Annotated in this window: 23 protein-coding genes; 15 read left to right on the top strand and 8 right to left on the bottom strand. The window is 60.3% G+C overall.

Annotated elements, in window-relative coordinates; translation table 11 throughout:
- Position 1: 1 nt before the first annotated feature.
- The 3 genes from ACZZ0B_RS15720 to ACZZ0B_RS15710 form a co-directional block, all read right to left on the bottom strand.
- Entirely contained in the window at positions 2-895 is an 894-nt protein-coding gene (locus tag ACZZ0B_RS15720) for an SMP-30/gluconolactonase/LRE family protein (protein WP_463545713.1), read from the bottom strand.
- A complete protein-coding gene (locus tag ACZZ0B_RS15715) occupies positions 892-1,734 on the bottom strand; it encodes an NAD-dependent epimerase/dehydratase family protein (RefSeq protein ID WP_463545712.1) in 843 nt (280 codons plus the stop codon). Before ACZZ0B_RS15715 ends, ACZZ0B_RS15720 begins: the two co-directional genes overlap by 4 nt.
- A 96-nt stretch (positions 1,735-1,830) precedes the next feature.
- Entirely contained in the window at positions 1,831-2,556 is a 726-nt protein-coding gene (locus tag ACZZ0B_RS15710) for an oligogalacturonate-specific porin KdgM family protein (RefSeq protein ID WP_016987796.1), read from the bottom strand.
- A gap of 360 nt (positions 2,557-2,916) precedes the next feature.
- Here ACZZ0B_RS15710 and ACZZ0B_RS15705 point away from each other — a divergent pair, with 360 nt between their 5' ends.
- The 9 genes from ACZZ0B_RS15705 (at position 2,917) to ACZZ0B_RS15665 (ending at position 13,350) form a co-directional block, all read left to right on the top strand.
- The gene (locus ACZZ0B_RS15705) at positions 2,917-4,071 is read left to right on the top strand and encodes a mandelate racemase family protein (RefSeq protein WP_008079679.1); all 1,155 of its coding nucleotides are present in this window, start codon (positions 2,917-2,919) and stop codon (positions 4,069-4,071) included.
- Positions 4,072-4,143: 72 nt separating this feature from the next.
- Positions 4,144-5,754 carry an ABC transporter substrate-binding protein gene (locus tag ACZZ0B_RS15700; RefSeq protein ID WP_463545711.1) on the top strand — a complete coding sequence of 537 codons (1,611 nt, stop codon included), beginning with the start codon at positions 4,144-4,146 and terminating at the stop codon, positions 5,752-5,754.
- An 84-nt stretch (positions 5,755-5,838) separates the two neighbouring features.
- A complete protein-coding gene (locus tag ACZZ0B_RS15695; RefSeq protein ID WP_371924614.1) occupies positions 5,839-6,852 on the top strand; it encodes an ABC transporter permease in 1,014 nt (337 codons plus the stop codon).
- Between the two features lie 46 nt (positions 6,853-6,898).
- Entirely contained in the window at positions 6,899-8,509 is a 1,611-nt protein-coding gene (locus ACZZ0B_RS15690) for an ABC transporter substrate-binding protein (protein WP_463545710.1), read from the top strand.
- A gap of 62 nt (positions 8,510-8,571) precedes the next feature.
- Positions 8,572-9,489: an ABC transporter permease gene (locus ACZZ0B_RS15685; protein WP_008079683.1), complete on the top strand. Its 918-nt coding sequence runs from the start codon at positions 8,572-8,574 to the stop codon at positions 9,487-9,489.
- Positions 9,490-9,500: 11 nt separating this feature from the next.
- Positions 9,501-10,340: an ABC transporter ATP-binding protein gene (locus tag ACZZ0B_RS15680; protein WP_440096523.1), complete on the top strand. Its 840-nt coding sequence runs from the start codon at positions 9,501-9,503 to the stop codon at positions 10,338-10,340.
- A gap of 10 nt (positions 10,341-10,350) precedes the next feature.
- Entirely contained in the window at positions 10,351-11,127 is a 777-nt protein-coding gene (locus ACZZ0B_RS15675; protein ID WP_026000817.1) for an ABC transporter ATP-binding protein, read from the top strand.
- 23 nt (positions 11,128-11,150) lie between these two features.
- Positions 11,151-11,519, top strand: a complete 369-nt coding sequence (locus ACZZ0B_RS15670) for a 5-carboxymethyl-2-hydroxymuconate Delta-isomerase (protein WP_463545709.1) — start codon at positions 11,151-11,153, stop codon at positions 11,517-11,519.
- 13 nt (positions 11,520-11,532) lie between these two features.
- Positions 11,533-13,350: a glycosyl hydrolase family 28 protein gene (locus ACZZ0B_RS15665; protein ID WP_463545708.1), complete on the top strand. Its 1,818-nt coding sequence runs from the start codon at positions 11,533-11,535 to the stop codon at positions 13,348-13,350.
- Positions 13,351-13,358: 8 nt separating this feature from the next.
- Here ACZZ0B_RS15665 and ACZZ0B_RS15660 read toward each other — a convergent pair whose 3' ends face one another.
- Entirely contained in the window at positions 13,359-13,637 is a 279-nt protein-coding gene (locus tag ACZZ0B_RS15660) for a hypothetical protein (protein WP_008079695.1), read from the bottom strand.
- Between the two features lie 100 nt (positions 13,638-13,737).
- Complete coding sequence (gene rtcR, locus ACZZ0B_RS15655) at positions 13,738-15,342, bottom strand: RNA repair transcriptional activator RtcR (RefSeq protein ID WP_463545707.1); 1,605 nt, start codon at positions 15,340-15,342, stop codon at positions 13,738-13,740.
- 205 nt (positions 15,343-15,547) lie between these two features.
- Between rtcR and ACZZ0B_RS15650 the strand changes: the two genes are divergently transcribed.
- The 5 genes from ACZZ0B_RS15650 to ACZZ0B_RS15630 all read left to right on the top strand — a co-directional run bounded on the left by ACZZ0B_RS15650 (position 15,548) and on the right by ACZZ0B_RS15630 (position 20,976).
- Complete coding sequence (locus ACZZ0B_RS15650; RefSeq protein ID WP_463545706.1) at positions 15,548-17,095, top strand: RNA-binding protein; 1,548 nt, start codon at positions 15,548-15,550, stop codon at positions 17,093-17,095.
- Positions 17,096-17,431: 336 nt separating this feature from the next.
- Positions 17,432-18,658, top strand: a complete 1,227-nt coding sequence (locus tag ACZZ0B_RS15645) for an RtcB family protein (protein ID WP_008079700.1) — start codon at positions 17,432-17,434, stop codon at positions 18,656-18,658.
- Positions 18,659-18,672: 14 nt separating this feature from the next.
- Positions 18,673-19,461, top strand: a complete 789-nt coding sequence (locus ACZZ0B_RS15640) for a nucleotidyltransferase domain-containing protein (protein ID WP_463545705.1) — start codon at positions 18,673-18,675, stop codon at positions 19,459-19,461.
- Positions 19,462-19,469: 8 nt separating this feature from the next.
- Entirely contained in the window at positions 19,470-20,495 is a 1,026-nt protein-coding gene (gene rtcA / locus ACZZ0B_RS15635; protein ID WP_463545704.1) for an RNA 3'-terminal phosphate cyclase, read from the top strand.
- Positions 20,496-20,646: 151 nt separating this feature from the next.
- Entirely contained in the window at positions 20,647-20,976 is a 330-nt protein-coding gene (locus ACZZ0B_RS15630; protein ID WP_463545703.1) for a hypothetical protein, read from the top strand.
- Between the two features lie 58 nt (positions 20,977-21,034).
- Here the strand turns inward: ACZZ0B_RS15630 and ACZZ0B_RS15625 are convergent, their stop codons facing one another.
- Complete coding sequence (locus ACZZ0B_RS15625) at positions 21,035-21,448, bottom strand: VOC family protein (protein ID WP_158833031.1); 414 nt, start codon at positions 21,446-21,448, stop codon at positions 21,035-21,037.
- Positions 21,449-21,606: 158 nt separating this feature from the next.
- The gene (locus ACZZ0B_RS15620; RefSeq protein ID WP_463545702.1) at positions 21,607-22,194 is read right to left on the bottom strand and encodes a hypothetical protein; all 588 of its coding nucleotides are present in this window, start codon (positions 22,192-22,194) and stop codon (positions 21,607-21,609) included.
- Between the two features lie 124 nt (positions 22,195-22,318).
- Between ACZZ0B_RS15620 and ACZZ0B_RS15615 the strand changes: the two genes are divergently transcribed.
- A complete protein-coding gene (locus ACZZ0B_RS15615) occupies positions 22,319-24,130 on the top strand; it encodes an ABC transporter ATP-binding protein (protein WP_463545701.1) in 1,812 nt (603 codons plus the stop codon).
- On the opposite strand, the gene ACZZ0B_RS15610 is transcribed toward ACZZ0B_RS15615, so the two are convergent.
- A complete protein-coding gene (locus ACZZ0B_RS15610; RefSeq protein ID WP_463545700.1) occupies positions 24,127-25,071 on the bottom strand; it encodes an alpha/beta hydrolase in 945 nt (314 codons plus the stop codon). The genes ACZZ0B_RS15615 and ACZZ0B_RS15610 overlap by 4 nt on opposite strands.
- Positions 25,072-25,117: the final 46 nt, after the last annotated feature.

Raw genomic sequence — 25,117 nt, 5'->3', positions numbered from 1 at the left:
CTCAGGCGCGGGCCTTGGGTTCGGGCAGGCCTTGAACGCCTGGGTTGAGGGCAAAGACTCCGCCCGCCAGTGGCTGATCGGTGAGGTCGATGCCTTGCGGGCGAATAGAGGTGACAAACAGGGTGTCCAGCCGCGGGCCGCCAAAGGCGCACATCGTCGGTTTCTTCACCGGCACTGGCAACGCGCGATCCAGTTTCCCCTGCGGGGTAAAGCGCAGCACCAGGCCGGCATCAATTGCGCAGATCCAGTAACAGCCGTGTGAATCGACGGCCGCTCCGTCCGGTCGGCCGGGGTGGTCGTTCATGTCGACGAACAGGCGGCGGTTGTGCGGCGTGCCGCTGTCAATGTCGTAATCGAAGGCCCAGATCAGTTGCCGGCTCGGGTGCGAGTCGGACAGGTACATGGTGCGGCCGTCGGGGCTGAACGCCAGGCCGTTGGGCACCACGAGTTCCTCCAGTTGCGGCGCCAGCACCGATACATCGTTGGGGTTTTGCGCGTCGTAGCGATACAGCGCGCCAACCGCCTCGGCGCCCATGGCGGTTGGCATCGAGCTGGCCCAGAAGCGTCCCTGACGATCGCAACGACCATCATTGAAACGCATGCTCGGGCGGGCGTGCTCGACGCCGATGAGCTTTTCCGCAGCCAGATGTCCGTCAGCCTGCGGGCGCAGTTTGAACAGGCCACTTTCCTGCGCGCCCAGCCAATGTCCCGCTTCGCTGCGGGCGATACAGGCGAGCATTTCATCCGCCTGCCAACAGTCGGTCTGGCCGTCGAGTTGCCAGCGATGCAAGCGGCCGGCCGGAATATCCACCCAATACAAGGCGTTCTCGTCGGCTTGCCAGACCGGGCTTTCACCGGTGGCGTTGCGCGCATCGACAATCAGTTCGGCCGTCATGAGCGCGTCTGCGCTGGCGCTTCAAACGGACCTGCTGCGGTAAAGGCGCCGCCCTGGTACAAGCGGTCGGGATGGTCGGCGGCGAGTGCCGGTTGTTGTTCGACTTGTGCGCGAAAGGCTTCGGAACTGTCCTGCGGCGCAAAGCCCAGGTGCGCGGCGTGGCGGTTGTTCCACCACTGATCACGGTTGGCGGACACCCCGTACACCACGCTGTGCCCGACATCGCTGGCCAGCAGAGCGCGGGCGATGAGGTGCTCGAGATCGGTATAGCTCAACCAGGTCGCCAGCATGCGCAGGTTGCGCGGTTCGGGGAATGAGGAACCGATGCGCAGGCTCACTGTTTCAATGCCATAGCGGTGGAAATAAAAGGTTGCCATGTCCTCGCCGTAAGCCTTCGACAAACCGTAATAACCGTCCGGGCGACGCGGCGAATGGGCGTCGATCTGTTCGTCCTGCGAGTAGAAACCGGTGACGTGGTTGGAGCTGGCGAACACGATGCGCTTGACCCCGTGCAGGCGCGCGGCCTCATAAACATGAAAGGTGCCGCGAATATTCGCCTCGAGGATTTCTTCGAAGGATCGCTCCACCGAGATCCCGCCCAAATGCACGATGGCATCGACGCCCTCGGCCAGCGCGGCGACAGCGGCCTTGTCACTCAGATTGCAGTTGATCACTTCATCATGCGCGCCGCGGCTCGGCGTCATCGCACTGATGTCCGAGGAGCGGACGATGTCGGCGTGAACCTGCAGGGTTTCGCGCAGAATCTGGCCGAGCCCACCGGCGGCGCCGGTCAGCAAAATACGGTTGAAGGGTTTGGCCAGCGTGGTTTGTGTGGTCATGGTCGGGTCTTCCATTACGCGGTGGTGAAGAGGGTGGGCGGCAGGGTGTCTGCCCGACAAGCGATGCGCGCTCGCCAGGCAAAAGCTGCGCGCGGCTTACATGAAGTTGTATTGCACGCCCAGACGCCAGCGAGCCTGGCGGTCGGGTGAGGTGGACTCGACTTTGATGTCGCCGATTTCCATGAAGGGCGCCCATTGTTTGGTGAGCTTGTATTTGACGATCAGGTTCTGTTCGTAGTCGCTCTTCTTGTTGTCGTAGCGGATGTAGTCGGTCTTGAAATAGATGAACTGATATTCGTAAGCCCACTTGTTGGCTGGCGTGTAGCCGAGCCAGCCTTCGAAGCGGTGGGTAGTCTGGTCATCCTTGTAGTGATCGGGCATGTCTTTGTTGACCTGATCGCGATCGAGTTTGCGCAGGTCCAGGCGATAGCGCGTCGCTACGTAAAAGGCGTCGTCGATTTTGTAGTTGTACTTGAGGCCGAACTTGTAGGCGGTCGCATCCTTGGAGCTGTCCATCTGAAACGCCGGGGTCAGCGTCGACTGCGCGCTGAGCTTGTAGTTGTAGCTCACCGTGAACTCGTGGCCGTTGTTGACCATGTTGTCGTAGGCGACATCTTTGCGGTCACCGGCCGTGCGGTATTTCATCTCCGCCTCAAATCCCAGTCCACTGTCCAGGCGGTAGTTGAGCTTGATTCGGTCGGCGTGGGCGCTGTCCTCCTCGGTGTACTGATGGCGGTAGTTGAGGCTGGCAGAGTCAGCGAGGGCAGAGAAGGGCAGGCCGAGGGCCGCGACAGTGACAAGCGTGCGTAGGGTGGTGTTCATACGGTCTTCTTTTTTGTTTTTGTTAGGGTCGTTTGACAAGTACTACAGGCACCGCGATGTTGCGTATGGCTCTCATTTGAGGCGCAGATATAAGTTATCGTACGACAAGATGACTCGTCTACGTGATTTTGCTCATTTGGAAACATGTTGATACATATATGCCCTGTGAATAGGGGTCTAAAGCAAATCCTGTTATTCAGTAGTCGTCTTTAAAATTGGCGCTTTGATGGGCGTTTAGCTGCAAAGGCTTGGAAGAGCAGAAGGGTTATTGGGTCTTTTCAAGTGTTGTACGATGACCTATGATCGGTCGCAATCGACGACACTCCTGTCACAAATCCAATAAGAAGGCTCAAGACGTCCATGAGAATCACAGCAGTCAACGTCCAGGTTTTTTCCTATCCCACCCGCCGCGCTGTCGACAGCGCCGGTCATGCTCATCCCGGCGATGTCAGTCAGGCGCAAATGGCGTTGCTGCGCATCCAGACCGAAGACGGCAAGGAGGGTTACGCTCTCGGAGCGCCGGAGCTGATTCGTCCTTATGTGCTGGATGGTTTTGTGCGCAAGGTGCTGGTCGGGCAGAACGCCTTTGATCGCGAAAAGATCTGGCATGACCTGGCGCACTGGCAGCGTGGCAGCGCCAGCCAGTTGACTGATCGCGCGCTGGCGTTGGTCGAGCAGGCGTTGTGGGACTGGGCGGGGCGCAAGCTGGGCGTGCCGGTGCACAAGTTGATCGGCGGTTTTCGCGATAAGGTGCCGGCGTACGGCTCAACCATGTGCGGCGATGAATTGCCTGAGGGCCTGGCGACGCCGGAAGACTACGGACGCTTTGCCGAAACGCTGGTCAAGCGCGGCTACAAGGCGATCAAGTTGCACACCTGGATGCCGCCGGTCTCGTTCGCACCGAGCCCGCGCATTGACGTCAAAGCCTGTGCGGCAGTGCGCGAAGCGGTGGGCCCGGACATCGCCTTGATGCTCGACGGTTATCACTGGTACAGCCGCACCGAAGCGCTGTACATCGGACGCGAACTGGAAAAACTTGACTTCGCCTGGTTTGAAGAACCGATGATGGAAGAGTCCGCTGAATCCTATGCCTGGCTGGCGGGGCAACTGGACATTCCGGTACTCGGCCCGGAAACCCTGTCCGGCAAACACCTGAGCCGGGCCAGTTGGGTCAAGCACGACGTCTGCGACATTCTGCGTGCCGGCGTCGCCGGGGTCGGCGGGATCGGGCCTTGCCTGAAAGTCGCGCACATGGCCGAGTCGTTTGGCATGGACTGCGAAATCCATGGCAACGGCGCAGCCAACCTGACGGTGGTCGGCGCGATCAAGAACTGCACCTGGTACGAGCGCGGCTTGCTGCACCCGTACCTGGATTACGACGAGGTGCCTGCGTACCTCAAGCGCCTGGTCGACCCGATGGACAGTGACGGTTTTGTGCATTTGTCCGACCTGCCGGGTCTGGGCGAAGACATCGACTTCAACTTCATCGAGATGAACACGCTTAAAAGCTTCTGACGTGTACGCGGGCTGCCCGGTGCATGCCGGGCTGTCCGAGAGCCCTATAAATATAAGAAAGGCACTCTCGCTATGAACATTCTTCCTTCGCTGTGGGCGCGGGTTCTGGCGGCTACCCTGACGGTGACCGCGCTACCTGTCGTCCATGCCAAAACCCCGGCCGATCAATTGATCGTCGGCATGAGCATGATCAATCTGCTGTCTCTCGACCCGGCGGCGGCCACCGGCCTGGACGTGTCCGAGATCAATGCCAATCTCTATGACATGTTGCTGGTGCAAGACGTCGCTGCGCCGGATCGGCTGTTGCCGGCACTCGCCGAGCGCTGGCAAGTCAGCGACGACCGCAAGACCCTGACCTTCAATCTGCGCCAGGGCGTGCAATTTCAATCGGGCAATCCGTTGAGCGCCGAAGACGTCGCCTGGTCGTTGCAGCGCGTGCTCAAACTCAATCTCGCACTGGCGTCGACCTGGAAGGCTTACGGTTTCACTGCCGAGAATGTCGAGCGTTCGATGCGCGCGACCGATGCCAATACCTTCGTCATTGAATTGCCGCGACCCACCGATCCGCAGTTGGTGCTCAACACGCTGGCGACGTCGCCAAGCGCTTTCATTCTCGACCGCAAAAAAGTCCTCGAACACCAGAAGAACAATGACCTCGGCGCCGCCTGGCTGGTGACCCACGCCGCCGGCAGTGGTGCCTTCGTGCTCAATGACTGGCGGGCCAACGATGTGATTCTGATGAGCCGTTTCGACGGTTATTGGGGTGGCCCGGCCAAGCTCAAGCGCATCGTCATGCGCAACATGACCGAGTCGCAGTCGTTGCGTCTGATGATTGAGCGCGGTGACCTTGACATCGCCAAAGGCATGTCGGCGCCGGACATCCAGGCCTTGCAGAACAGCGACAAGGTCCGCACGCAAACTCTGCAACGCGGCACGCTGTACTACGTCGCACTGAGTGTGAAGCAGCCGATGTTCGCCGACGCGCGCGTGCGCAAGGCTGTGCGCTCGTTGATCGACTACCAGGGCATCAACCAGACCGTCATGCCGCACTACGGCGTGATCAATCAGCGGCCGATGCCGTTGGGACTGGCCGCGCGTCTGCCGGATCCCGGTTATCGACTGAATGTCGATGAGGCAAAAAAACTTCTCGCTGACGCCGGTTACCCCAACGGGTTCAAGACCAGCATCCGCGTGCTGGCCGAACCGCCCTTCATCAACATTGCCTCCAATCTGCAATCGACGCTGGCGCAGGCCGGGATCGAAGCCAGCATCATCACCGGCACCGGTAACCAGATCTACGGCGCCATGCGTGAGCGCAGTTTCGACATCATCGTCGGCCGTGGCGGTGGCGGCGCCGAACGTCATCCCCATTCGAGCCTGCGCACGCTGGTGTACAACCCGGATAACCGTGACGAAGCCAAGCTGAGCAACTTCCAGGGCTGGCGCACTTCGTTTTACAGTCCCGAGTTGAATCAGTTGATCGAGAGTGCCGAAGTCGAGCCCGATGCGCAGAAACAGCAGGCGCAGTATCAGGACATTCAGCAACAACTCGATCAGCAAGTGGGCGCCATTCTGCCGGTCTCGCAGATGACCGACACGGTGCTGGTCTACGCCGATGTTGCCGATTTTCAGGGGCACACGGCCGCGACCACGCGCTACAAAGACGTCTACAAAAAACGCTGAAATGCACGGATGAACTTCGCGTGCCGGGTGCACCGGTGACCGTTTTATCAGGAGCTGACTATGTTTGTTATGACTGCCTCTGCCATGGGAGCCCGCGCCTCCAATACCGCGCGGCGTGCCAGCACGGTACTGGTGACGTTGCTGGGCCTGCTGGCGCTGACGTTTATCATCGGTCGGGTGATGCCGCTCGATCCGGTGCTGGCGGTGGTCGGGCCGGACGCCGACAGTTCGACCTACGAGCAGGTGTACCGGGCGATGGGGCTGGACAAGCCGATCTGGACCCAGTTCGGCCTGTACCTCAACGACTTGCTGCACGGTAATTTCGGCAACGCGCTGTTGACCGGGCACCCGGTGCTCGATGACATCCGCCGGGTGTTCCCGGCTACCATCGAACTGGCGACCCTGGCCATCCTCTTCGGTGTGCTGATCGGTTTGCCGCTGGGCGTCTGCGCGGCGAGCAATCAGGGGCGACTGGGCGATCATGTCGCGCGAGTGATCACCCTGTTCGGCTACTCCACGCCGATTTTCTGGCTGGGCATGATGGGCCTGCTGGTGTTCTACGCCTGGCTCGGCTGGGCCGGGGGCGCCGGTCGCATCGACCTGGCGTACGACGGCATGGTCCCCGAAGTCACCGGGCTGTTGCTGATCGATTCGAGCCTGGCGGGTGATTGGGAAGCCTTCGCCAGCGCCTTGCGTCACATCGTCTTGCCGGCGTTGATCCTCGGGCTGAACTCGGTGGCTTACATCAGTCGGATGACGCGCAGCTTCATGCTCGAGCAACTGTCTCAGGAATACATCATCACCGCTCGGGTCAAGGGATTGTCGCGCCGCCAGGTGGTCTGGGGTCACGCCTTTCGCAACATCCTCGTGCAGTTGCTGACGGTGGTGGCGCTGGCTTACGGCTCGCTGCTCGAAGGCGCGGTGCTGATCGAAACGGTCTTTGCCTGGCCGGGTTTCGGCCAGTACCTGACCAGCAGCCTGATGCTCGGCGACATGAACGCGGTGATGGGCTGTGTGCTGGTGATCGGTTTGATTTTTGTCGCGCTCAACCTGATCAGCGATGCCTTGTACAAGGTCTTCGATCCGCGCACGCGTTAACACGCCTGGCAGCAGCACTAAAAATTATAAAAAGAAGGATTTTTCAATGACGACTGCATTTACCAAACTGCACGCTGGCCTGTTGGCAGCGGTCCTGGCGCTGGTGCCGATGACGCAGGTCAGCGCCAAGACGCCGGCCGATCAACTGATCGTCGGCATGAGCATGGTCAACCTGTTTTCCATCGATCCGGCCAACGCGCCAGGTCTCGACGCTTCCGGCGTCAATGCCAATCTTTATGACACTCTGGTCAAGCGAGATCAGGGCAATCCGGAAAAGCATTTGCCGCAACTGGCCGAGCGCTGGACGATCAGTGACGACGGCAAGCAGGTAACCTTTCATTTGCGCCAGGACGTGAAGTTTCACTCCGGCAATCCGCTGACCGCTGAAGACGTGGCCTGGTCGCTGTACCGGGTGATGAAACTGAATTTCGGCCTGGCCACGACCTGGAAAGCCTACGGTTATAGCGTCGACAACATTCAGTCACTGATCCGCGCCAGCGATACCCACACGCTGGTCGTCGACTTGCCGCAAACCATGGACCCACTGTTATTGATCGACTCGCTGGCGATCTCGCCAAGCGCGGTGGTGATCGATCGCAAAACGGCTTTGGCGCATGAGAAAAACGCTGACCTCGGTGCTAACTGGCTGGTGACCAACGAGGCCGGCAGCGGACCCTTTGTGCTGAGCAAATGGACGGCGAACGACTCGCTGTTGCTGACCCGCTTCGACGGTTATTGGGGCGGTGCTGCCAAGCTCAAGCGCGTGGTGGTGCGGCACATGACCGAATCGCAGTCGCTGCGCCTGATGCTGGAACGCGGAGACCTCGATCTGGCGTATGGCATGGCCGCACCGGACATCCGCGCCATTGACGGTTCGGAAAAAATCCATGTGCAGTCACTGCCGCGCGGCACCATGTACTACGTCGCGCTGAGCATGAAACAGCCCGAATTTGCCAATCCCAAAGTGCGCGAAGCGGTGCGCAACCTGATCGACTACAAGGGCCTCGACGAACAGGTGATGCCGTATTACGGCCAGTTGAATCAGCAGCCGATGCAACTGAGTCTGGCGGCGCGCCTGCCGGATCCGGGTTATCACATGGACGTCGCCAAGGCGAAAAAACTCCTCGCCGAAGCCGGTTATCCGGACGGCTTCACCACGACCATTCGCACATTGTCAGAGCCGCCCTTCATCGACATCGCCGCGCGTCTGCAGGCGACGCTGGCCGAGGGCGGGATCAAGGCCAGCATTGTCAACGGCACTGGTAACCAGGTGTATGGCGCGATGCGCGCGCGCAACTTCGACATCATCGTTGCGCGCGGGGCCGAGCGCTATCCGCATCCTTATTTCAGCCTGCGCACGTTTGCCTACAACCCCAACAACAGCGATGACGCCGGCCTGCCGAATTTCCAAGGCTGGCGTGCGTCGTTTTTCAGCCCGCAGCTCAATAGCCTGATTGATCAGGCCGGGGTCGAGCGCGATGCCGGCCAGCGCCTGAACCTGTATCACCAGGCACAGAAAATCTACGACGAGCAGGTCGGCCCGATCATGATGATTTCGCAGATGACCGACACCGTGGTCAGTGCCGCCGACGTCAAGGGTTTCGCCGGTGATGATGCCGAGGCGACGCGGTATCTGGGTGTCTACAAACAACGCTGAACGCTGCCCGGTGCGTCGGCGTACGCGCCGGGTGATCCTGAATTCAATCCGAGAACATGCCCATGATTGCCAACATGTCTTCTACTGATTCGAGCGCCAAGCGGCGGTTGGATCGTACCCCCGGATCCAGCTTCGACGCCTTCTGCAAAAGTGCCCTGAAAGTCTTGCGGCACTTGTTGCGCAACCCGATGACCCTGGCCGGATTGCTGGTCGCTTTGGTGCTGGTGGTGGTGGCGCTGTTTGCGCCGTGGATCGCCACCCATGATCCGGTGGCGCAAAACCTCGCCAATGCCCTGCAGGCGCCGGGCGCTGCCCACTGGTTCGGCACCGATGAATACGGCCGGGATATCTTCAGTCGGCTGGTCTACGGCTCGCGCATCACGCTGTACATCATCAGCCTGGTGACCGTGATCGTCGGCCCGATCGGCCTGTTTATCGGCACTGTCTCCGGCTACTACGGTGGTGTGGTCGACACGGTGTTCATGCGCCTGACCGACATCTTCATTTCCTTCCCCAGCCTGGTGCTGGCGCTGGCGTTTATCGCTGCGCTCGGTCCGGGCCTGGAGCACGCGGTGGTAGCGATTGCGCTGACGTCGTGGCCGCCGATCGCGCGACTGGCACGGGCGGAAACTCTGTCGTTGCGCAAGGCTGACTTCGTCGTGGCGGTGGAGCTGCAAGGGGCTTCGTCCACGCGCATCATCCTGCGGCACATTGTGCCGATGTGCATGTCGTCGGTGATCATCCGCCTGACCATGAACATGGCCGGGATCATCCTCACCGCAGCGGCACTGGGCTTTCTCGGCCTCGGTGCGCAGGCGCCGTCGCCGGAGTGGGGCGCGATGATCTCCACCGGGCGTCGCTACATGCTCGAGTGCTGGTGGCTGGTGGCTGTTCCGGGGGCCGCAATCATGTTGGTCAGCCTGGCTTTCAACCTGTTGGGCGACGGCCTGCGGGACATTCTTGATCCGCGCAGCGAGTAATCGGAGGCTGTATGTCTGCAATCAAATTGAACGTCGAAGGGCTCAATGTGCGCTTCGTCAATGCTCAGAAAGAAACCCACGCCGTGCGCGACGTGTCCTTCACCTTGGGGCGGGAAAAACTTGCCATTGTCGGTGAGTCGGGCTCGGGCAAATCGACGGTCGGGCGCAGCCTGCTGAAACTGCACCCGGCCAGCGCGCGGATCACCGCCAAGGCCATGCAGTTCGGTGAAGTCGATCTGCTGTCAGCCGGCGAAAAGGTCATGCAGAAGATTCGTGGCCAGCGCATTTCGATGATCATGCAGGACCCGAAATACTCGCTGAACCCGGTGGTCAAGGTCGGCGATCAAATTGCCGAGGCGTATCTGGCGCACCACAAGGCCAGCCGCAGCGAGGCCCGCGAGCGGGTGCTGGAAATGCTCGAAAAGGTGCATATCCGTGATCCGCAACGGGTCTACAACCTGTACCCGCATGAGGTCTCCGGTGGTATGGGCCAGCGGATCATGATCGCGATGATGGTCATCACCCGACCACAAGTGATCATTGCCGACGAGCCGACCTCGGCCCTCGATGTCTCGGTGCGCCAGCAAGTGCTCAACGTGCTGGAAGAACTGGTCGAGCAGCAGGAAATGGGCCTGATTTTCGTCAGTCACGACCTCAACCTTGTGCGCAATTACTGCGACCGCGTGTTGGTGATGTACGCCGGCAGGGTGGTCGAATCGCTGGCCGCCTGCGACCTGCAACACGCGCAACATCCCTATACCCGAGGCCTGATGGCGGCGTTGCCGAGCATGGACAACCGTCGCGAACGGTTGCCGGTGTTGCAACGCGATCCACTGTGGCTGACTTGCTGAGGAATCGACCATGTCCATGATCCAAGCACACGCGCTGAACCTGAGTTTCGGTGCCGGTCCGGCCCTCAATCAGGTGCTGCACGACGTCAACCTCAGTGTCGCCGACGGTGAGTCCTTCGGCCTGGTGGGGGAGTCCGGCTCCGGCAAGACCACCGTATTGCGCTGCCTGGCCGGGCAGTACCGGCACTGGACGGGCGAGTTGAGCATTGCCGGCGCGCCGCTGCAGCACAAGATTCCCAAGGAACATTTCCGTCAGGTGCAGATGGTGTTCCAGGACCCTTACGGCTCGCTGCATCCGCGCCACACCGTCGACACGGCGCTGCGTGAGCCGCTGATTATTCACGGCGTGCGCGACAAGGACGACCGGATCAACGAGATCCTGCTCAAGGTCGGTCTGAACGACAGTTACCGTTTTCGCTATCCGCACCAGTTGTCCGGTGGCCAGCGCCAGCGGGTGGCGATTGCCCGTGCGCTGATTCTCGAGCCGCGCGTGCTGCTGCTCGATGAGCCGACCTCGGCGCTGGATGTCTCGGTGCAGGCTGAGATTCTCAATCTGCTGGCGGATTTGCGCCGCCGCGAGAAACTCACCTACCTGATGGTCACTCACGATCTCGGTGTGGTCACGCACCTGTGTGATCGGGTGGCGGTGATGCAGCAGGGCAAGATTGTCGAGCTGCTCGACAGTCAGGCGCTCAGCCAGGATCTGGCAAGCCACGCTTACACGCGGATGCTGGTGCAGGCCAGTCGTGATTTCAGTCAGGAATCGGTGCGCCAGCTCGCTGGTTGAGCCGATCCATCAAGGAGCGCGACATGCCGCATTGTCTTATCGATTGCCCGCAAAGCCTGGCCCAGCGTGTCGGCGAGCAAACCCTGCTCGCTGCCGTGCATGACGCCCTCGATGCCTTCGGCCTGTTCAAGGCCGGGGATATCAAGGTGCGCCTCAATACGTTCACACATTACCGCTGCGGCGCGGGCGCGGACGATTTTGTCCACGTCGTCCTGTCGGTGTTGTCCGGGCGCAGTGCTGAACAGCGCCGGCGTCTGGCTTCGGCGACCGTGGCGGCGCTGCTCGCTTTGCTGCCGGACGTCGAGTCGCTGTCGATGGAGGTTGTGGAAATGCCCCGCGAGACGTTCGTCAACCGCAGCCAATACCTGCAAGAAGCCGGATTGTCGGCCTGAACAAGGAGTGCTCATGCCTTATCGAAATGTTGTTCCGATGCGGCGCAAACAGCCTTTGGCTTTGTCGCTGGCGGCCACGTTGACGCTGGTTTGCAGTGTGCCGTCGTGGGCGCTAGAGGCGCCGGTAAAACTGCAGGTGCCGACCCTGGCCTACGATGATCAGCAGATCATCCTGGTCTGGGAAAAGCCCGCCAATCACGCCGATATCAGCGACTACCGGGTCTACGCCAACGGTGTGTTCCTGGGCGGCAGCAACGCCAACAATGACCGCGTCTCGCCGGCCAAACCTTACATCGACCGCTTCTACGAACAGGATGTCGCCGGTTTTCATCATCGCATCGGCATTCACAGTTACACCGCGCAAGGCTTGAAACCGGATACGGCCTATCGGTTCACCGTGCGTTCGGTGGGCACCGATGGCACAGAGTCGGCCGACAGCCCGCCCGTTGTACAACGGACGAGCAAGGTTGCCGCCGTGTTTGATGTCAGGAAGTACGGCGCCAAGGGTGACGGCAAAAGCCTCGACACCCTGGCGATTCAGAACGCCATCGACGCCTGCACCCCCGGCTGCAAAGTATGGTTGCCCAAGGGCACCTATAAAAGCGGGGCGCTTTACCTGAAGAGCAACATCACCGTGGAAATCGCCGAGGGCGCAACGCTGTTGGGTTCCGAGCGGGCGGAAGACTATCCGCTGGCCGGCTATATCCAGTATCCGTATTCGAGCACCGTGCGCCCGGCGTCGTTGATCAACGCCTTGCCGCGCGATCCGCGTCAGCATCAGTCGTTCGAAAACATCCGCATCGTCGGCAAAGGCACGATTGACGGTAACGGCTGGAAGCGCCGCGCCGATGTCGTCGACGAACGCGGTCAGCCATTGCCGTTCTACCTGCCCAGCGACAACACCCGCTACCAGCAGGACGGCATTCTGGCCAAGGCGCAAGTCGAACAAGCGGTGGCGCGCGGCATGAACGTCAAGGATGCCTACGGGCAGATGCGCTCGTCGCTGATCACCCTGCGCAACGTGAAAAATGTGTTCTACGGCGGTTTCACCGTGGTGAACCCGGCCTTCCACGGGATCATGAACCTGGAAACCGAAAACGTGGTGCTGGCCAATACCACGCATAAAACCTACGACGCCAATAACGGCGACGGCATCGAATTCGCCAACAGCAAGGGCGCGATGGTCTTCAACAACTTCTTTGATACCGGCGATGACTGCGTCAATTTTGCTGCGGGCACCGGGGCGGATGCCGTGCAGCAAAAGCCGCAGGAAGACGCCTGGATCTTCAATAACTACTTCCGCAAGGGCCACGGCATGGTGGTTGCCGGCAGCCATACCGGCGCGTGGATTCAAAACATCCTCGCCGAAGACAACGTTTCCGATGGCACCGATGCCGGCCTGCGCATGAAGAGCACCAACTTCATGGGCGGCGGGGCGCGTAACGTAATCTTCCGCGACTCGGCGATCCGCAATACGCTCAAGCAGGCGTTCATTTTTACCCTCGACTATAACGATCCGAACGCCAAGCTGGATTACCAGCGCTCAACCATTCCCGGGCAATTTCGCGATATCCGCGTCGCCGACGTGAGCGTGGAAAATGCTCAAGGCAAGGCGATCGAGGTCAAGGGCGACAGTCAGCATGACGCCTGGCATCAAGGGTTGGTGTTCGAGCGCGTACGCTTCAGTGGCTCGGCCAAGGCGCAGATTGACGGGTTGAAGGATTCGCTGTTCGACCATGTGTCGTTCAGCGGGCACGGCGCTGCCAACCCGTGGCAAATCACCGGCAGTGTCGGGCTGACGTTCAAGGATGTGCAGCCACCACCTCCGTAGAACCCTGATCAAGGTTTCGGCGATTTACCGAGATCTTCCGAGTCGCTTGAAGTGGCTGCATCTTTTGCCGTTTCATGCGACTCGGCGCCGGAGTTCGAGCCCGACGCCTCTTCACCTTTCTTGTCCGCCTTGTCTGCGTTGGATTGAGCTTTGCCGGCCTGATTCACGCCGGGAAGCGCGGTCGGTGGCGCGGCAGACTCGTCAGCGGTCTTCGCGGCTGCCGAGGCGAAAAGCGGGCAGGCTGCGAGCAGGCCGGCCAGGGTGATCGCTGCAATTTTGCTGTTCATGATGGTCGTCTTCCGGTCGAAGCGGATGGTGATTCATTGGAAGCGCCCGGCAAGCAAAGGTGCCCGCTGCTGGACGGGCGGTCTGTCGCTAAAACTCGCCTCACTTGGGTTCGATAATCTGGCCCCACTCGAGCCCGAATCGGCCGAGGTATTTCCTCAGTCGATCGGCATCGTTGGGTTGAGCCTTGGCCTGGCGCGATATTCCGAACAGCCGGCGGCCGGCATCGGACAAGCTGTCTGCCTGCCGGCATACCTCGATCACTGCCTTCAATTGCAAGCGGTCAAACAGATCCATGGTTTCGGCGTCCCCCGGCAACTCTGCTGAAATCGCCTGCGGTTGCGCCAAGCCCCAGGCATAACGCAGCCGGTCGATCTCTTCCTGCACCTGCGCCTCATCAATCCGTCCGCTGTCGGCGAGGGTCGCCATGCGCGTAATCGACGCCGACAATTCGCGGAAGTTGCCCAACCACGCCGCCTCGCGAGAGCTGGCGAACGCCAGATAACTGCGCCGGGCTTCGAGGTTGAAGCGCACCAGTTGCCCGTGTTCGCGGGCGTGGCGTTCCAGCTCGAAATCAATGTTCGGTTCGATATCCTCGCGGCGGCCGGCGAGGCCGGGCAGGTCGAACGTCCACAGGTTGATGCGCGCGTACAAATCTTCGCGAAACATACCATCAGCGACTCGGCTGCGCAGGTCGCGGTGGGTGCCGGCGATGATCAGGAAATCGCTTTCGACTTCCTTGTCCGAGCCCAGCGGAAAGAAGCGTTTTTCTTCAATCGCCTTGAGCAGCATCGCCTGTTCGTCTGCGCCCAACTCGCCGATCTCATCGAGAAACAGCATGCCGCCATCGGCAGCGCGCAACAGGCCATCGCGAGCGTTCTGTGCGCCGGTGAAGGCGCCTTTGACATGACCGAACAACGCCGACATCGCGCCATCGCCACGCAAGGTGGCGCAGTTGACCTCGACAAAACGCCCCTGCATCTGATGGCGGCTGCGTTTGAGTTCGTAGATGCGTCGGGCGAGGAAGGATTTGCCGGCGCCGGTCGGGCCGATCAGCAGCATCGGCGCCTTCGAGCGCACGGCCACGCGCTCGATCTGTTCGATCGAACGGTTGAAGGCGGCGTTGCGTGTGGCGATGCCGGACTTCAAGAACTCCAGGCCTTCGAGGCGCTTGTTGGCGAAGCGCGAAGCGATGCGATCGTAGCGCGACAGGTCGAGATCAATCAGGGCATGCGTGCCGATGGCGTGATCGCTTTCGCTGTTGCGTTTGGCCGGGGAGGTCTGGATCAGCCGCGCGGGCAAGTAGCGCGCCTCGGTCAGCAGGAACCAGCAAATCTGCGCGACGTGGGTGCCGGTGGTGATGTGGACGAGGTAATCCTCGCGCTCGGTGTCGAAATCGTAGGCGGTGGTGAAGTCGTGCAGTGCGCCGTAGACCTCTTCGAAATCCCACGGGTTGCGCAGTGACATCGGGTGCAGGCGCACTTCGGTCTCTGGCGAAACCTGCTGGATGTCGACGCGCACCCGCTCGGCGAGGCTGACGTCGCGGGCGTCGATGCCGTGAATCAACTCGAGCCGGTTGATCAGCACGTCTTGCTGTTGGCAAAGGCCAACGCTGGGACGCCAATGGCTCCAGCGATTGGCACCCTTGCCGACGCGATCAAGGGTGGCACCGATAAATCCGATGGCGACGGTTTGCTTGCTTGGCATGTTTATCTCAAAAGATAAAAGACGATATCTAATGATAAATATTCGGTGATGGGTTTGTCGTCAGTTGATTCGATGAAACACGACATAAAAAATAAAAACGTTGCAAATCAATAAGATATAAATATTTTTTCGTTGGAAAGCAAAAGCTGGCACAGCCGCTGCAATGTCTATCGCAACGAACAGGACAACACAGCGAGATGCCAAGATGGCCAACTCAACGCTCTTCAACACGCAATCGAATCACCTGCCGGCCTGCGACACCTTGAATGCTTCCGGTGCCAGCGCTTATGCCTACAGCCCGAAGCACCAACTGGCGCAATTGGCTGTGACCGGTTGCCTGAACCAGACCTTTTACGCCTCCGCAGAAAGTCAGCTGGATCAAGTGTTGAAGCTGGTGGCCGAACTGGACAGTCGCTTCGTGGCGAAAGCCGCGATCTACGCTCGCAAGAAAGGGCACATGAAAGACATGCCGGCATTGTTGCTGGCGGCATTGACCGCGCAGCGTTCAAGTCTGGTGCCAGAGGTTTTCGAGCAAGTGATCGACAGCGGCAAGATGTTGCGCAACTTTGTGCAGATCCTCCGTAGCGGTGCCACCGGGCGTAAATCCCTTGGCTCGCAACCCAAGCGTCTGGTGCAGAACTGGCTGAACAGCGCGACCGAGCGGCAACTACTGCAAGCGTCGATTGGCAATCAACCGTCGTTGGCGGACGTGGTGAAGATGGTTCACCCCAAACCTGCCGAAGCGTGGCGCGAAGCGTTTTTCGCCTGGTTGATCGGTAAACCGGTGGAGGCAAAAGCCTTGCCGGAGCTGACCCGCGATTTGCTGGCGTTTCGCAGCGGCGCGAGTGATGAGGTGCCGGCGGTGCCGTTTCAGTTGCTCGGCAACGAAACACTGAGCAAGGAACAATGGGCCAATCAAGCCCGCAACATGGGCTGGCAGGGACTGCGCATCAACCTCAACACCCTGGCGCGGCACGGCGCGTTTGAAGTGCCGGGGTGCATCGACTATGTCGCGGCGCGATTGGCCGATCCACAGGAAGTGGCGAAGGCGCGGGTGTATCCGTACCAGTTGTTGTCGGCTTATCGGATGATGGGCGAAAACACCCCGGCAGCGATCCGCGACGCCTTGCAGGAGGCCCTGGAGTTGTCGCTGACCAACGTGCCCAAGCTTGAGGGCGCGGTGGTGGTTTGCCCGGATGTGTCGGGTTCGATGGGCAGCCCGGTGACCGGTTATCGCCCTGGTGCGACCTCGCAGGTGCGCTGCATCGACGTGGCGGCGCTGGTCGCCGCAGCGGTCTTGCGCAAACAGCCGGCTGCGCGGGTCATGCCGTTCGAGGTCGATGTGGTGGATATCCAGCTCAACCCGCGTGACAGTGTGATCAGCAACGCCGAGAAGCTCGCCGGCATTTTTGGCGGCGGCACCAACTGCTCGGCACCGCTGAAGAGGTTGGCGGACAGCAAGGCCAGGGTCGATACGTTGATCATGGTCTCGGACAACGAATCGTGGATCGATGCGCAGCGTCGCGGTGCCAGCGAGACGATGCGTCAATGGGAGCGGATCAAGAAGCTCAACCCACAGGCACGGCTGGTGTGCATCGACATCCAGCCAGGCCATGCAACACAAGCGGCAGATCGTGATGACATCTTGAATGTCGGCGGTTTCAGCGATGCGGTGTTCGACGTGATCGAGCAGTTCACCGGCGGCCAATACAGTGCGCAGCACTGGGTCGAGGCGATCGAAAGCGCGTCATGAATTGATTGATCACCGGCGCTGAATGCCGATGGGACTACATCCAAAACGTCTCATCAAGCCCTTGTCAGCGCCAGTGACGGCACGAATGCCTGATGGCTGTACATCCAAGGCCGGTTAAGTCCGGAGCGCGGCAACGCGCAACAGTCATCAACTTTTGTCGTGCCACCTTTTTTGCGGTTATTGGCAGCGAATGCGACAGGCACTACATCGGAAAGCGGGTTCGACTCCCGCCCCGGCAACGGGGGCTCAACTGGCAGAGCCACAGTGCCTGTGTTTTTGTCGCTGCGACTTACAGAACAACGCCGAATCATCGGCCAATGAATAAAGAATGAAGACATGAAAGAACACACTTACCAACTGCTCGAAGTCGCCAACGGCAAACCGATCAAACTCTGGACCGAAGGCGTCCCGGTGGAAAAAGAGGCCCGCGAGCAGTTGATGAACACCGCGAAAATGCCGTTCATCTTCAAACATCTGGCGGTCATGCCGGACGTACACCTGGGCAAGGGCTCGACCATCGGCAGCGTGATCCCGACCGTCGGCGCGATCATTCCGGCAGCGGTCGGCGTCGACATCGGCTGCGGCATGATCGCCGCGCGTACGTCGCTGACGGCCGCTGATTTGCCGGACAACCTGCTCGGTCTGCGCAGCGCCATCGAGCAAGCCGTGCCGCATGGCCGCAGTTCAAACCGTTCGCGACGCGACAAGGGCGCCTGGGATGAAATCCCGCAGCAAGCCGATCAGGCCTGGGCGGGACTGCAACCACGGTTCAAATTGATTACCGACAAGTACCCGAGACTGGCCAACACCAACAACCGTGGGCACCTCGGTACGCTCGGCAGCGGCAACCACTTCATTGAAGTGTGCCTGGATGAAGCCAACCGGGTCTGGTTCATGTTGCACAGTGGCTCGCGCGGTGTCGGCAACGCCATCGGCAACCTGTTCATCCAGATGGCTCAGGCGGATATGCGTCAGCACATCGCCAACCTGCCGGACCGTGACCTGGCCTACTTCGAAGAAGGCAGCCAGCACTTTGATGATTATGTCGAAGCAGTGGGGTGGGCGCAGGACTTCGCCAGGCAAAACCGTGAGCTGATGATGCGCGCGGTGATTCAGGCGACACGGCAGATTATTCGCAAGCCGTTCGAAGTGGCGCTGGAAGCGGTCAACTGCCACCACAACTACGTGCAGAAAGAGCGGCATTTTGGTGAAGAGGTGCTGGTCACCCGCAAAGGCGCGGTGTCGGCGAAGAAGGGCGAGTTGGGGATTATTCCGGGCTCGATGGGCGCCAAGAGTTTCATCGTTCGCGGTCTGGGCAACGAAGAGTCGTTCAGCTCCTGCAGCCACGGCGCTGGCCGCACCATGAGCCGCACCAAGGCGAAGAACACCTTCACCGTCGAAGATCAGATTCGCGCCACTGCCCACGTCGAGTGCCGCAAGGACGAAGCGGTGATCGACGAAATTCCGATGGCCTACAAGGACATCGACAAAGTCATGCACGCCCAGCGTGAGCTGGTGGAAGTGCTGCACACCTTGCGTCAGGTGGTGTGCGTCAAAGGATAAAAGGAAAGCAGGTCATGGAACTGAAAGAGCGTCATCCGCTGTGCGACACGATGCGTGCGCGGGTAATGGAAGAGCTGGCGCGCCTTGAGCGTGAACGCAATGTCACCGTTTTGTATGCCTGTGAGTCCGGCAGCCGGGCCTGGGGTTTTGCCTCGACCGACAGTGATTACGACGTGCGGTTTGTTTATGTGGAGAAGCCCGAGTGGTTCGTCCAGGTCGATACGCCACGTGACGTGATCGAACGTCCGCTGGACGATGAGCTCGACGTCAGTGGCTGGGAACTGCGCAAGACCCTTGGGTTGTTGCGCAAGTCCAATCCGACGTTGCTCGAGTGGCTCGATTCGCCACTGGTTTATCGCAGCGAAACCGCTCAAGTGGCACAGCTGCGCGAACTCGCTGAAGCGTTCTACAGCCCGCCAGCGGCGCGCAATCACTATCTGTCGATGGCGAAGAAGAACTTCCGCGGTTATCTGCAAGGGGAAACCGTACGGTTCAAGAAGTACTTCTACGTGCTACGACCACTGCTGGCGGTGCGCTGGATCGACCAGGGCCGCGGCCGGCCACCGATGACCTTCGCCGACCTGCTGACCACCGTCGACGACCGCGCGCTGCTCGCTGAAGTCGACGAACTGCTGGCCCTCAAACGCAATGCCGACGAAAGCGCCTACGGGCCGCGTCGTCCGGCGTTGCACGGGTTCATCGCCGCCGAGCTTGAGCGCGAAGTGCCCACATTACTCAGAACGTCGGAAGACTCGCGACGCCTGGATCAGTACCTCAGGGAAACCGTCGGTTTGTACGCGTAAGGAATGCAATGAAACAGGAAGTGATAGAACTGGACGGTGCCATCGGTGGCGGCCAGGTGTTGCGCAGTGCCTTGAGCCTGTCGATGCTGACAGGCCGGGCGTTTCGCATTAAACAGATCCGCGCCAAACGCAGCCGTCCGGGACTGTTGAGGCAACATTTGACGGCGGTCATGGCGGCGGCCGAGGTTTGCGGCGCAACGGTTGCCGGTGCGCAGTTGGGCTCGCAAACGTTGAGTTTTGAACCCGGCGCGATTCGCTCGGGCGATTACCAGTTCGCCATCGGCACGGCCGGCAGTTGCACGCTGGTGTTGCAGACCTTGTTGCCGGCCCTGTTGCAGGCAGCGCAGGCGAGTCGGGTGCGCATCTCGGGTGGTACGCACAACCCGCTGGCGCCGCCGACCGATTTCCTCGCGCGCAGTTGGCTGCCGCTGTTGCGGCGTATGGGCGCCAACGTCGAGCTGGACTTGTTGCGACATGGATTCGTCCCGGCAGGCGGTGGCGAGATTGAGGTGAGCGTGCAGCCGTCAAACCTGACGCGGCTGGATCTGTGTGAACGCGGCGAGGCCATCTCGCAACAGGCATCGGCGCTCACCGCCGGGCTGGCGCCGACGGTGGCCGAACGTGAGCTGAGCCAGGTTGCCAAGCGCTTGAGTCTGCCGCCTGCGGCGCTGCAACATGTCACGCTCGATCCGGCGCGGGGCCCGGGCAATGTGTTGTTGCTGGAGTACGCATTCGAGCACGTCACCGAAGTGTTCAGCGCGTTTGGCCAAGTGTCGCTACGGGCTGAAAAGGTAGCTGATGCCGCGATCAATCAGGCCGCCGACTGGTTGCGCAGTGGTGCTGCGGTGGCCGAGCATTTGGCCGATCAGTTGCTGTTGCCAATGGCGCTGGCCGGTGGTGGCTCGTTCACCACGCCACGCATGACCGAGCATCTGCACAGCAATATCGCGGTGATCGAGTTGTTTTTGCCGGTTCGCATCGATTGTCGGGAGGAGGGCGCTGATCGATTGCGCATTGAGGTCATCGCCAACTGATTGTCAGGCCAGGGGCGGTGGGATTTCATCAGGAAATCCCGCCGCCCTTTTTTACGTCCGCAAAAAACTCGCAAAAGGCGGCAAATTGCTGGCCCCCGGATTTTTGCTTCCCCGGCAAAATCGCCTTTTTTCAAAAGGTTAGGTTGGCTCTATGCGGACGATTGTCATCACCGTCGCAACGCTTTCCCTGGCTGTCCTCGTCACTGGGGTGCAGGCGAAAGAGTTGAGTAAAAGCCATCGCTTTGCCTGCACCTGGGGCTCGGACATTGCTGCCGGTGCCCAGCAATCGAAGCTGTCGGGCGTCTCGCTGTATGGCGCACGCAAACAATTACAGGTGCGTCGCTTCCAGCAGCCGTGGATGCGCATGACCGCGATGGGGATTATCGAGCAAACCTATAACAGCACGTCGAAGCTCAAACCGGCGGCGGTCAAACAGACCTATTACGAACAATGCGTGCGTCACGAGTTGGCCCAGCGTTAATACAAAAAGCCCAACCTGAACAGGTTGGGCTTTTTCATGGCTGACGAAAATCTCAGCGTTACTTCTCACTCTCGCAATTGACCATCCACGACACACCAAAGCGATCCACCAACATGCCGAAGCGCGCAGCCCAGAACGTCGCCTCCAGCGGCATGTCGACGCGGCCGTCCTTGGCCAAGGCGTTAAACACTCGCTCGGCTTCAGCGATGCTGTCGACGTTCAGCGAAATCGAGCAGCCACTCATGCCCTGGGTCGGGCGGTCGGGCGTGGTGTCCGAGGCCATCATCCTCTGATCGCCAACCTTCAGGCAGGTATGGATGATCAGACCATGATGTTCTTTGGGCACATGCTCGGCCGCAGGTGTTTCGCCGAACGTCATCATCGCCTCAAGCGTTCCTTGCAGGGCTTGCGCATAAAAGGTGAAGGCTTCGCGGCAGTCACCATTGAAGATCAGGTACGGGTTGATTTTCATCTCTCTGCTCCCGGCAGTCAGGCGCGGAGCGTGGCGAGGGTTCACCGGGTTCCGCGATGGCGGTTAAAACATAGCAGAGCGTTGGACGCCGGGACGGGCAGAGTCTTCCAGACGTTTTTCTTATGAGAAGTGCTGGGCTTAGCACTGCACTGAGCTGCCTAATCGACGATGACGCGATCGTTGCCCAGGCAAATTGACAATTGGTGGCCTTGTTTATCGAATGCGCAACTCGGCAGCGGCTTTTGCAGGGCGTTGTTTATCGGAAACCCGACAAACAACAGGGCGATCAGCAGTGCCACGACGATCTGGCCGATGAGGAGAGGGCGGGACGGTAGAGCGGTGTTCTTGAAGCGCGGGCGCAGGAACAGCCCCAAGGCCACAAAGGCGGCACCGGTCAACATGGCTCGGCCGATTTCGTCTGGACTGACGCTATAGATCAACTGATCCGCATTGTCTGGATAGTTGAGGTAGCAAAAGGAGCCAATGCCCAAGGTAGAAACGCCTGCGCCGACGCAGGCAAAAATCGATCCCGGCGTGCGCAAGATCAAGGTCAACAACATTCCCGTCACGGCCATGAGCCAGCCACCGTTGAGCACTAGTCCGTTCATACCGCCCATCAAGGTGCCGCCGACGTCGGTCGGTTTCAATAGCTTCCAGTCAGTGAAAACGATGTGCGCCAGCAGTGACAGCGCGGCAAGCCAGCAGATCAGGTAGTAAATCCATAGAGCTTTGGGGCGGGTTAACACACGCAGTCCTTTTCGTGGTGTCGGGGAGGGCGCCAGTATGCCGAGGAACCTTTGCGGTGTGAAATTCAGTGGTGGCGCTGGAGTACCATGAGCCACTGTCATCATCTGCAGAGCTTATTACCGCATGCCTGATCTATCGCGTATCACCTCTTTGTTTGATCAGGCGCAGCGAGCCATGCGACTGGTCTGGGAAACGTCGCGTGGCTTGTTTCTGGGGCTGGTGCTGGCAACGCTGGTGGCCGGCTTGCTGCCAGCACTGGCGGCATGGCTGGGCCAGCGGATTGTCGATGCCGTGGTGGCGGCGATGCAGTTGCACGCACAACAAGGCAATGCGCCGCTGTGGCCGGTGTTGCGTTATGTATTGCTGGAAGCTGGGGTGTTGGCGCTGTTGTCCGGCACGCAACGAGCACTCTCGGTGCAGCAGTCGCTGCTGCGGGTGCAACTGGGGCAGAAGGTCAATACGCTGATCCTGGAAAAAGCGCAGACCCTGTCACTGGTGCAGTTCGAAAACTCCGAGTTCTACGACAAACTGGTGCGCGTGCGTCGCGAGGCATCGACCCGGCCACTGGCGCTGGTCATGAAGTCGTTGGGCTTGATTCAGAACCTGATCATGCTGATAAGTTTTGGTGTGCTGCTGGTGCACTTTTCCCCTTGGGCGCTGGTGCTGCTGGTGGTGGGGGCGTTGCCGGTGTTCTTTGCCGAGGCGCATTTTTCCGGTGATGCCTTCCGCCTGTTCACCCGCCGCGCGCCGGAGAGTCGCCAGCAGAGCTACATCGAAACTTTACTGTCCCACGAAGCCTATATCAAAGAAGTCAAGCTGTTCGGCTTTGCCCCACTGTTGCTGCAACGCTATCGCGACACGTTCGCCAGGCTGTATGCCGAAGACCGACGCCTGACATTGCGGCGCGACGGCTGGGGTTTCGGCCTCGGCCTGCTCGGTACTGCGGCGTTCTACGTGGCCTATGCGTGGGTGGTGATCGATGCCGTGCATGGCCAGATCAGTCTCGGTCAGATGACCATGTACCTGGTGCTGTTCAAGCAAGGTCAAAGTGCGGTGAGCAGCAGCCTGAGTGCGATCAGCGGCCTGTACGAAGACGGCCTCTACCTGACCAGTCTTTATGAATACCTGGCCGAACCGGTGCAGGCGGATACCGGCCACCTGACCGTCGGAGCCTGCCCGGGCGATGGTCTGCGTTTCGAAAACGTCGGTTTCCGTTATCCCGGTGCCAGTCGGCCAGCCCTGGAAAACATCGACCTGCAATTGGTGCCAGGCAAGAGCATGGCGTTGGTCGGGGAGAACGGTTCCGGCAAGACCACACTGATCAAATTACTGACGCGGCTCTACCGCCCTGATCAGGGGCGCATTCTGCTCGACGGCAGCGATTTGCAGGATTGGCAGGAGACTGCGTTACGTCGGCGCATTGGCGTGATTTTTCAGGATTACATCCGCTACCAGTTCAGCGTCGGCGAAAACATCGGCGTCGGCGATACCCTGGCGTTCAACGACCCGCAGCGTTGGCAGGAGGCCGCTGCCCAAGGCATGGCGGCACCCTTCATCGAAGGGCTCGACAAGGGTTATGCGACGCAGTTGGGACGCTGGTTTGCCGGTGGCCAGGAATTGTCCGGTGGGCAGTGGCAGAAGATTGCCTTGTCCCGCGCGTACATGCGCCGTGATGCCGACATTCTGATCCTCGATGAGCCAACCTCGGCGCTCGACCCGGCGGCGGAAGCGGCGGTGTTCGAGCATTTCAGCCAGCACAGCGAAGGACGCATGACGTTGCTGATCTCCCACCGTTTTTCCAGCGTGCGCAATGCCGACCACATCATCGTGCTGCAACAGGGGCGGATTCTCGAGCAGGGTGGCCACGAGCAACTGATCGCCGCTGCCGGGCACTACGCGCAACTGTTCGACTTGCAGGCGCGCGGCTACCGTTAAGTGTCCCGGCCGCTGCGCACGCTCGCCGGCCCGGCGACACGGGGCGCGGATTTGCTCTGCATCAGGCTGTCGATGGCCTTGCGGTAATTCTGCCCGCCGAGCGCCATGCTGTTGTTGTGGGTACCGCCCGGCACCAGTAGCAGACGCTTGGGTTGCTGCGCGGCATTGAACAGTTGTTCGCTGAAGCGTGATGGCACGAATGCGTCAGCCAGACCATGCACCACCAGCAGCGGCATGTGAATGTCGGCAATCTTGTCGATCGAATTGAATTTCTGCGACATCAGCCAGTTCACCGGCAGCGAGGTGTGGGCCACGGAGGCGGCGACATCCGCCAGCGTGGTGAAGGTCGACTCGATGACTAATCCACGCACCGGCAGCGGGGTGTGATTGCGCGCCGCGTTCTGACCCAGTTCAGCCGCCAGGTCGACCGCCACGGCACCGCCGAGGGAGTGGCCGTAGATCAGGCGTTTGTTTGGGTCCGGTTGCAGCAGTTTGAAACGTTCCCACGCCACCCGCGCATCTTCGTAAACACTGCTTTCCGACGGCAGATCGCCGCGACTCTGACCGAAGCCCCGGTAGTCGATGGCCAAGACCGAGTAGCCTGCCGCGCGCAATTGTTCGATGCGAAACAGTTGCCCGGTGAGGTTCCAGCGCACGCCGTGCAAATAAAGAATGGCCGGAGCATTGGCCTTTTCTGCCGGCCACCACCAGGCATGAATGTTTTGCCCGGCCTTGAAGCTTTTCGGCCGCAGGTCCAGTTCCTGCACGCTGCCGGGCAGGCCGTGATACCAGCCCGCCGTGCCCGGCTCGATGCGAAACAGCAGCTTGCGTTCGGCGTGTTCCAGCACCGCACAACTCGTCGGCACGCCAATAATCAGCGCGGCCATGCAGGCGAACGCCAAACGGCGGCGACGCAGACGAGTCATGAAAGACAGGAACATTAAACGTTTCACCCATGCGCAGACAAAGAACGCTTTTTACCAGATG

The organism is Pseudomonas sp. AC247, from assembly GCF_979258015.1.
Note: the sequence above shows the minus strand (reverse complement) of the source record. Positions and strands in the feature narration are given on the sequence as shown.

Coding starts and splice junctions, on each gene's coding strand:
- ACZZ0B_RS15630 (WP_463545703.1), top strand. CDS start 20,647: ATGCGGACGATTGTCATCACCGTCGCAACGCTTTCCCTGGCTGTCCTC.
- ACZZ0B_RS15660 (WP_008079695.1), bottom strand. CDS start 13,637: ATGAACAGCAAAATTGCAGCGATCACCCTGGCCGGCCTGCTCGCAGCC.
- rtcA (WP_463545704.1), top strand. CDS start 19,470: ATGAAACAGGAAGTGATAGAACTGGACGGTGCCATCGGTGGCGGCCAG.
- ACZZ0B_RS15680 (WP_440096523.1), top strand. CDS start 9,501: ATGTCTGCAATCAAATTGAACGTCGAAGGGCTCAATGTGCGCTTCGTC.
- ACZZ0B_RS15675 (WP_026000817.1), top strand. CDS start 10,351: ATGTCCATGATCCAAGCACACGCGCTGAACCTGAGTTTCGGTGCCGGT.
- rtcR (WP_463545707.1), bottom strand. CDS start 15,342: ATGCCAAGCAAGCAAACCGTCGCCATCGGATTTATCGGTGCCACCCTT.
- ACZZ0B_RS15645 (WP_008079700.1), top strand. CDS start 17,432: ATGAAAGAACACACTTACCAACTGCTCGAAGTCGCCAACGGCAAACCG.
- ACZZ0B_RS15705 (WP_008079679.1), top strand. CDS start 2,917: ATGAGAATCACAGCAGTCAACGTCCAGGTTTTTTCCTATCCCACCCGC.
- ACZZ0B_RS15720 (WP_463545713.1), bottom strand. CDS start 895: ATGACGGCCGAACTGATTGTCGATGCGCGCAACGCCACCGGTGAAAGC.
- ACZZ0B_RS15710 (WP_016987796.1), bottom strand. CDS start 2,556: ATGAACACCACCCTACGCACGCTTGTCACTGTCGCGGCCCTCGGCCTG.
- ACZZ0B_RS15690 (WP_463545710.1), top strand. CDS start 6,899: ATGACGACTGCATTTACCAAACTGCACGCTGGCCTGTTGGCAGCGGTC.
- ACZZ0B_RS15670 (WP_463545709.1), top strand. CDS start 11,151: ATGCCGCATTGTCTTATCGATTGCCCGCAAAGCCTGGCCCAGCGTGTC.
- ACZZ0B_RS15610 (WP_463545700.1), bottom strand. CDS start 25,071: ATGTTCCTGTCTTTCATGACTCGTCTGCGTCGCCGCCGTTTGGCGTTC.
- ACZZ0B_RS15695 (WP_371924614.1), top strand. CDS start 5,839: ATGGGAGCCCGCGCCTCCAATACCGCGCGGCGTGCCAGCACGGTACTG.
- ACZZ0B_RS15650 (WP_463545706.1), top strand. CDS start 15,548: ATGGCCAACTCAACGCTCTTCAACACGCAATCGAATCACCTGCCGGCC.
- ACZZ0B_RS15640 (WP_463545705.1), top strand. CDS start 18,673: ATGGAACTGAAAGAGCGTCATCCGCTGTGCGACACGATGCGTGCGCGG.
- ACZZ0B_RS15685 (WP_008079683.1), top strand. CDS start 8,572: ATGATTGCCAACATGTCTTCTACTGATTCGAGCGCCAAGCGGCGGTTG.
- ACZZ0B_RS15665 (WP_463545708.1), top strand. CDS start 11,533: ATGCCTTATCGAAATGTTGTTCCGATGCGGCGCAAACAGCCTTTGGCT.
- ACZZ0B_RS15715 (WP_463545712.1), bottom strand. CDS start 1,734: ATGACCACACAAACCACGCTGGCCAAACCCTTCAACCGTATTTTGCTG.
- ACZZ0B_RS15700 (WP_463545711.1), top strand. CDS start 4,144: ATGAACATTCTTCCTTCGCTGTGGGCGCGGGTTCTGGCGGCTACCCTG.
- ACZZ0B_RS15615 (WP_463545701.1), top strand. CDS start 22,319: ATGCCTGATCTATCGCGTATCACCTCTTTGTTTGATCAGGCGCAGCGA.
- ACZZ0B_RS15625 (WP_158833031.1), bottom strand. CDS start 21,448: ATGAAAATCAACCCGTACCTGATCTTCAATGGTGACTGCCGCGAAGCC.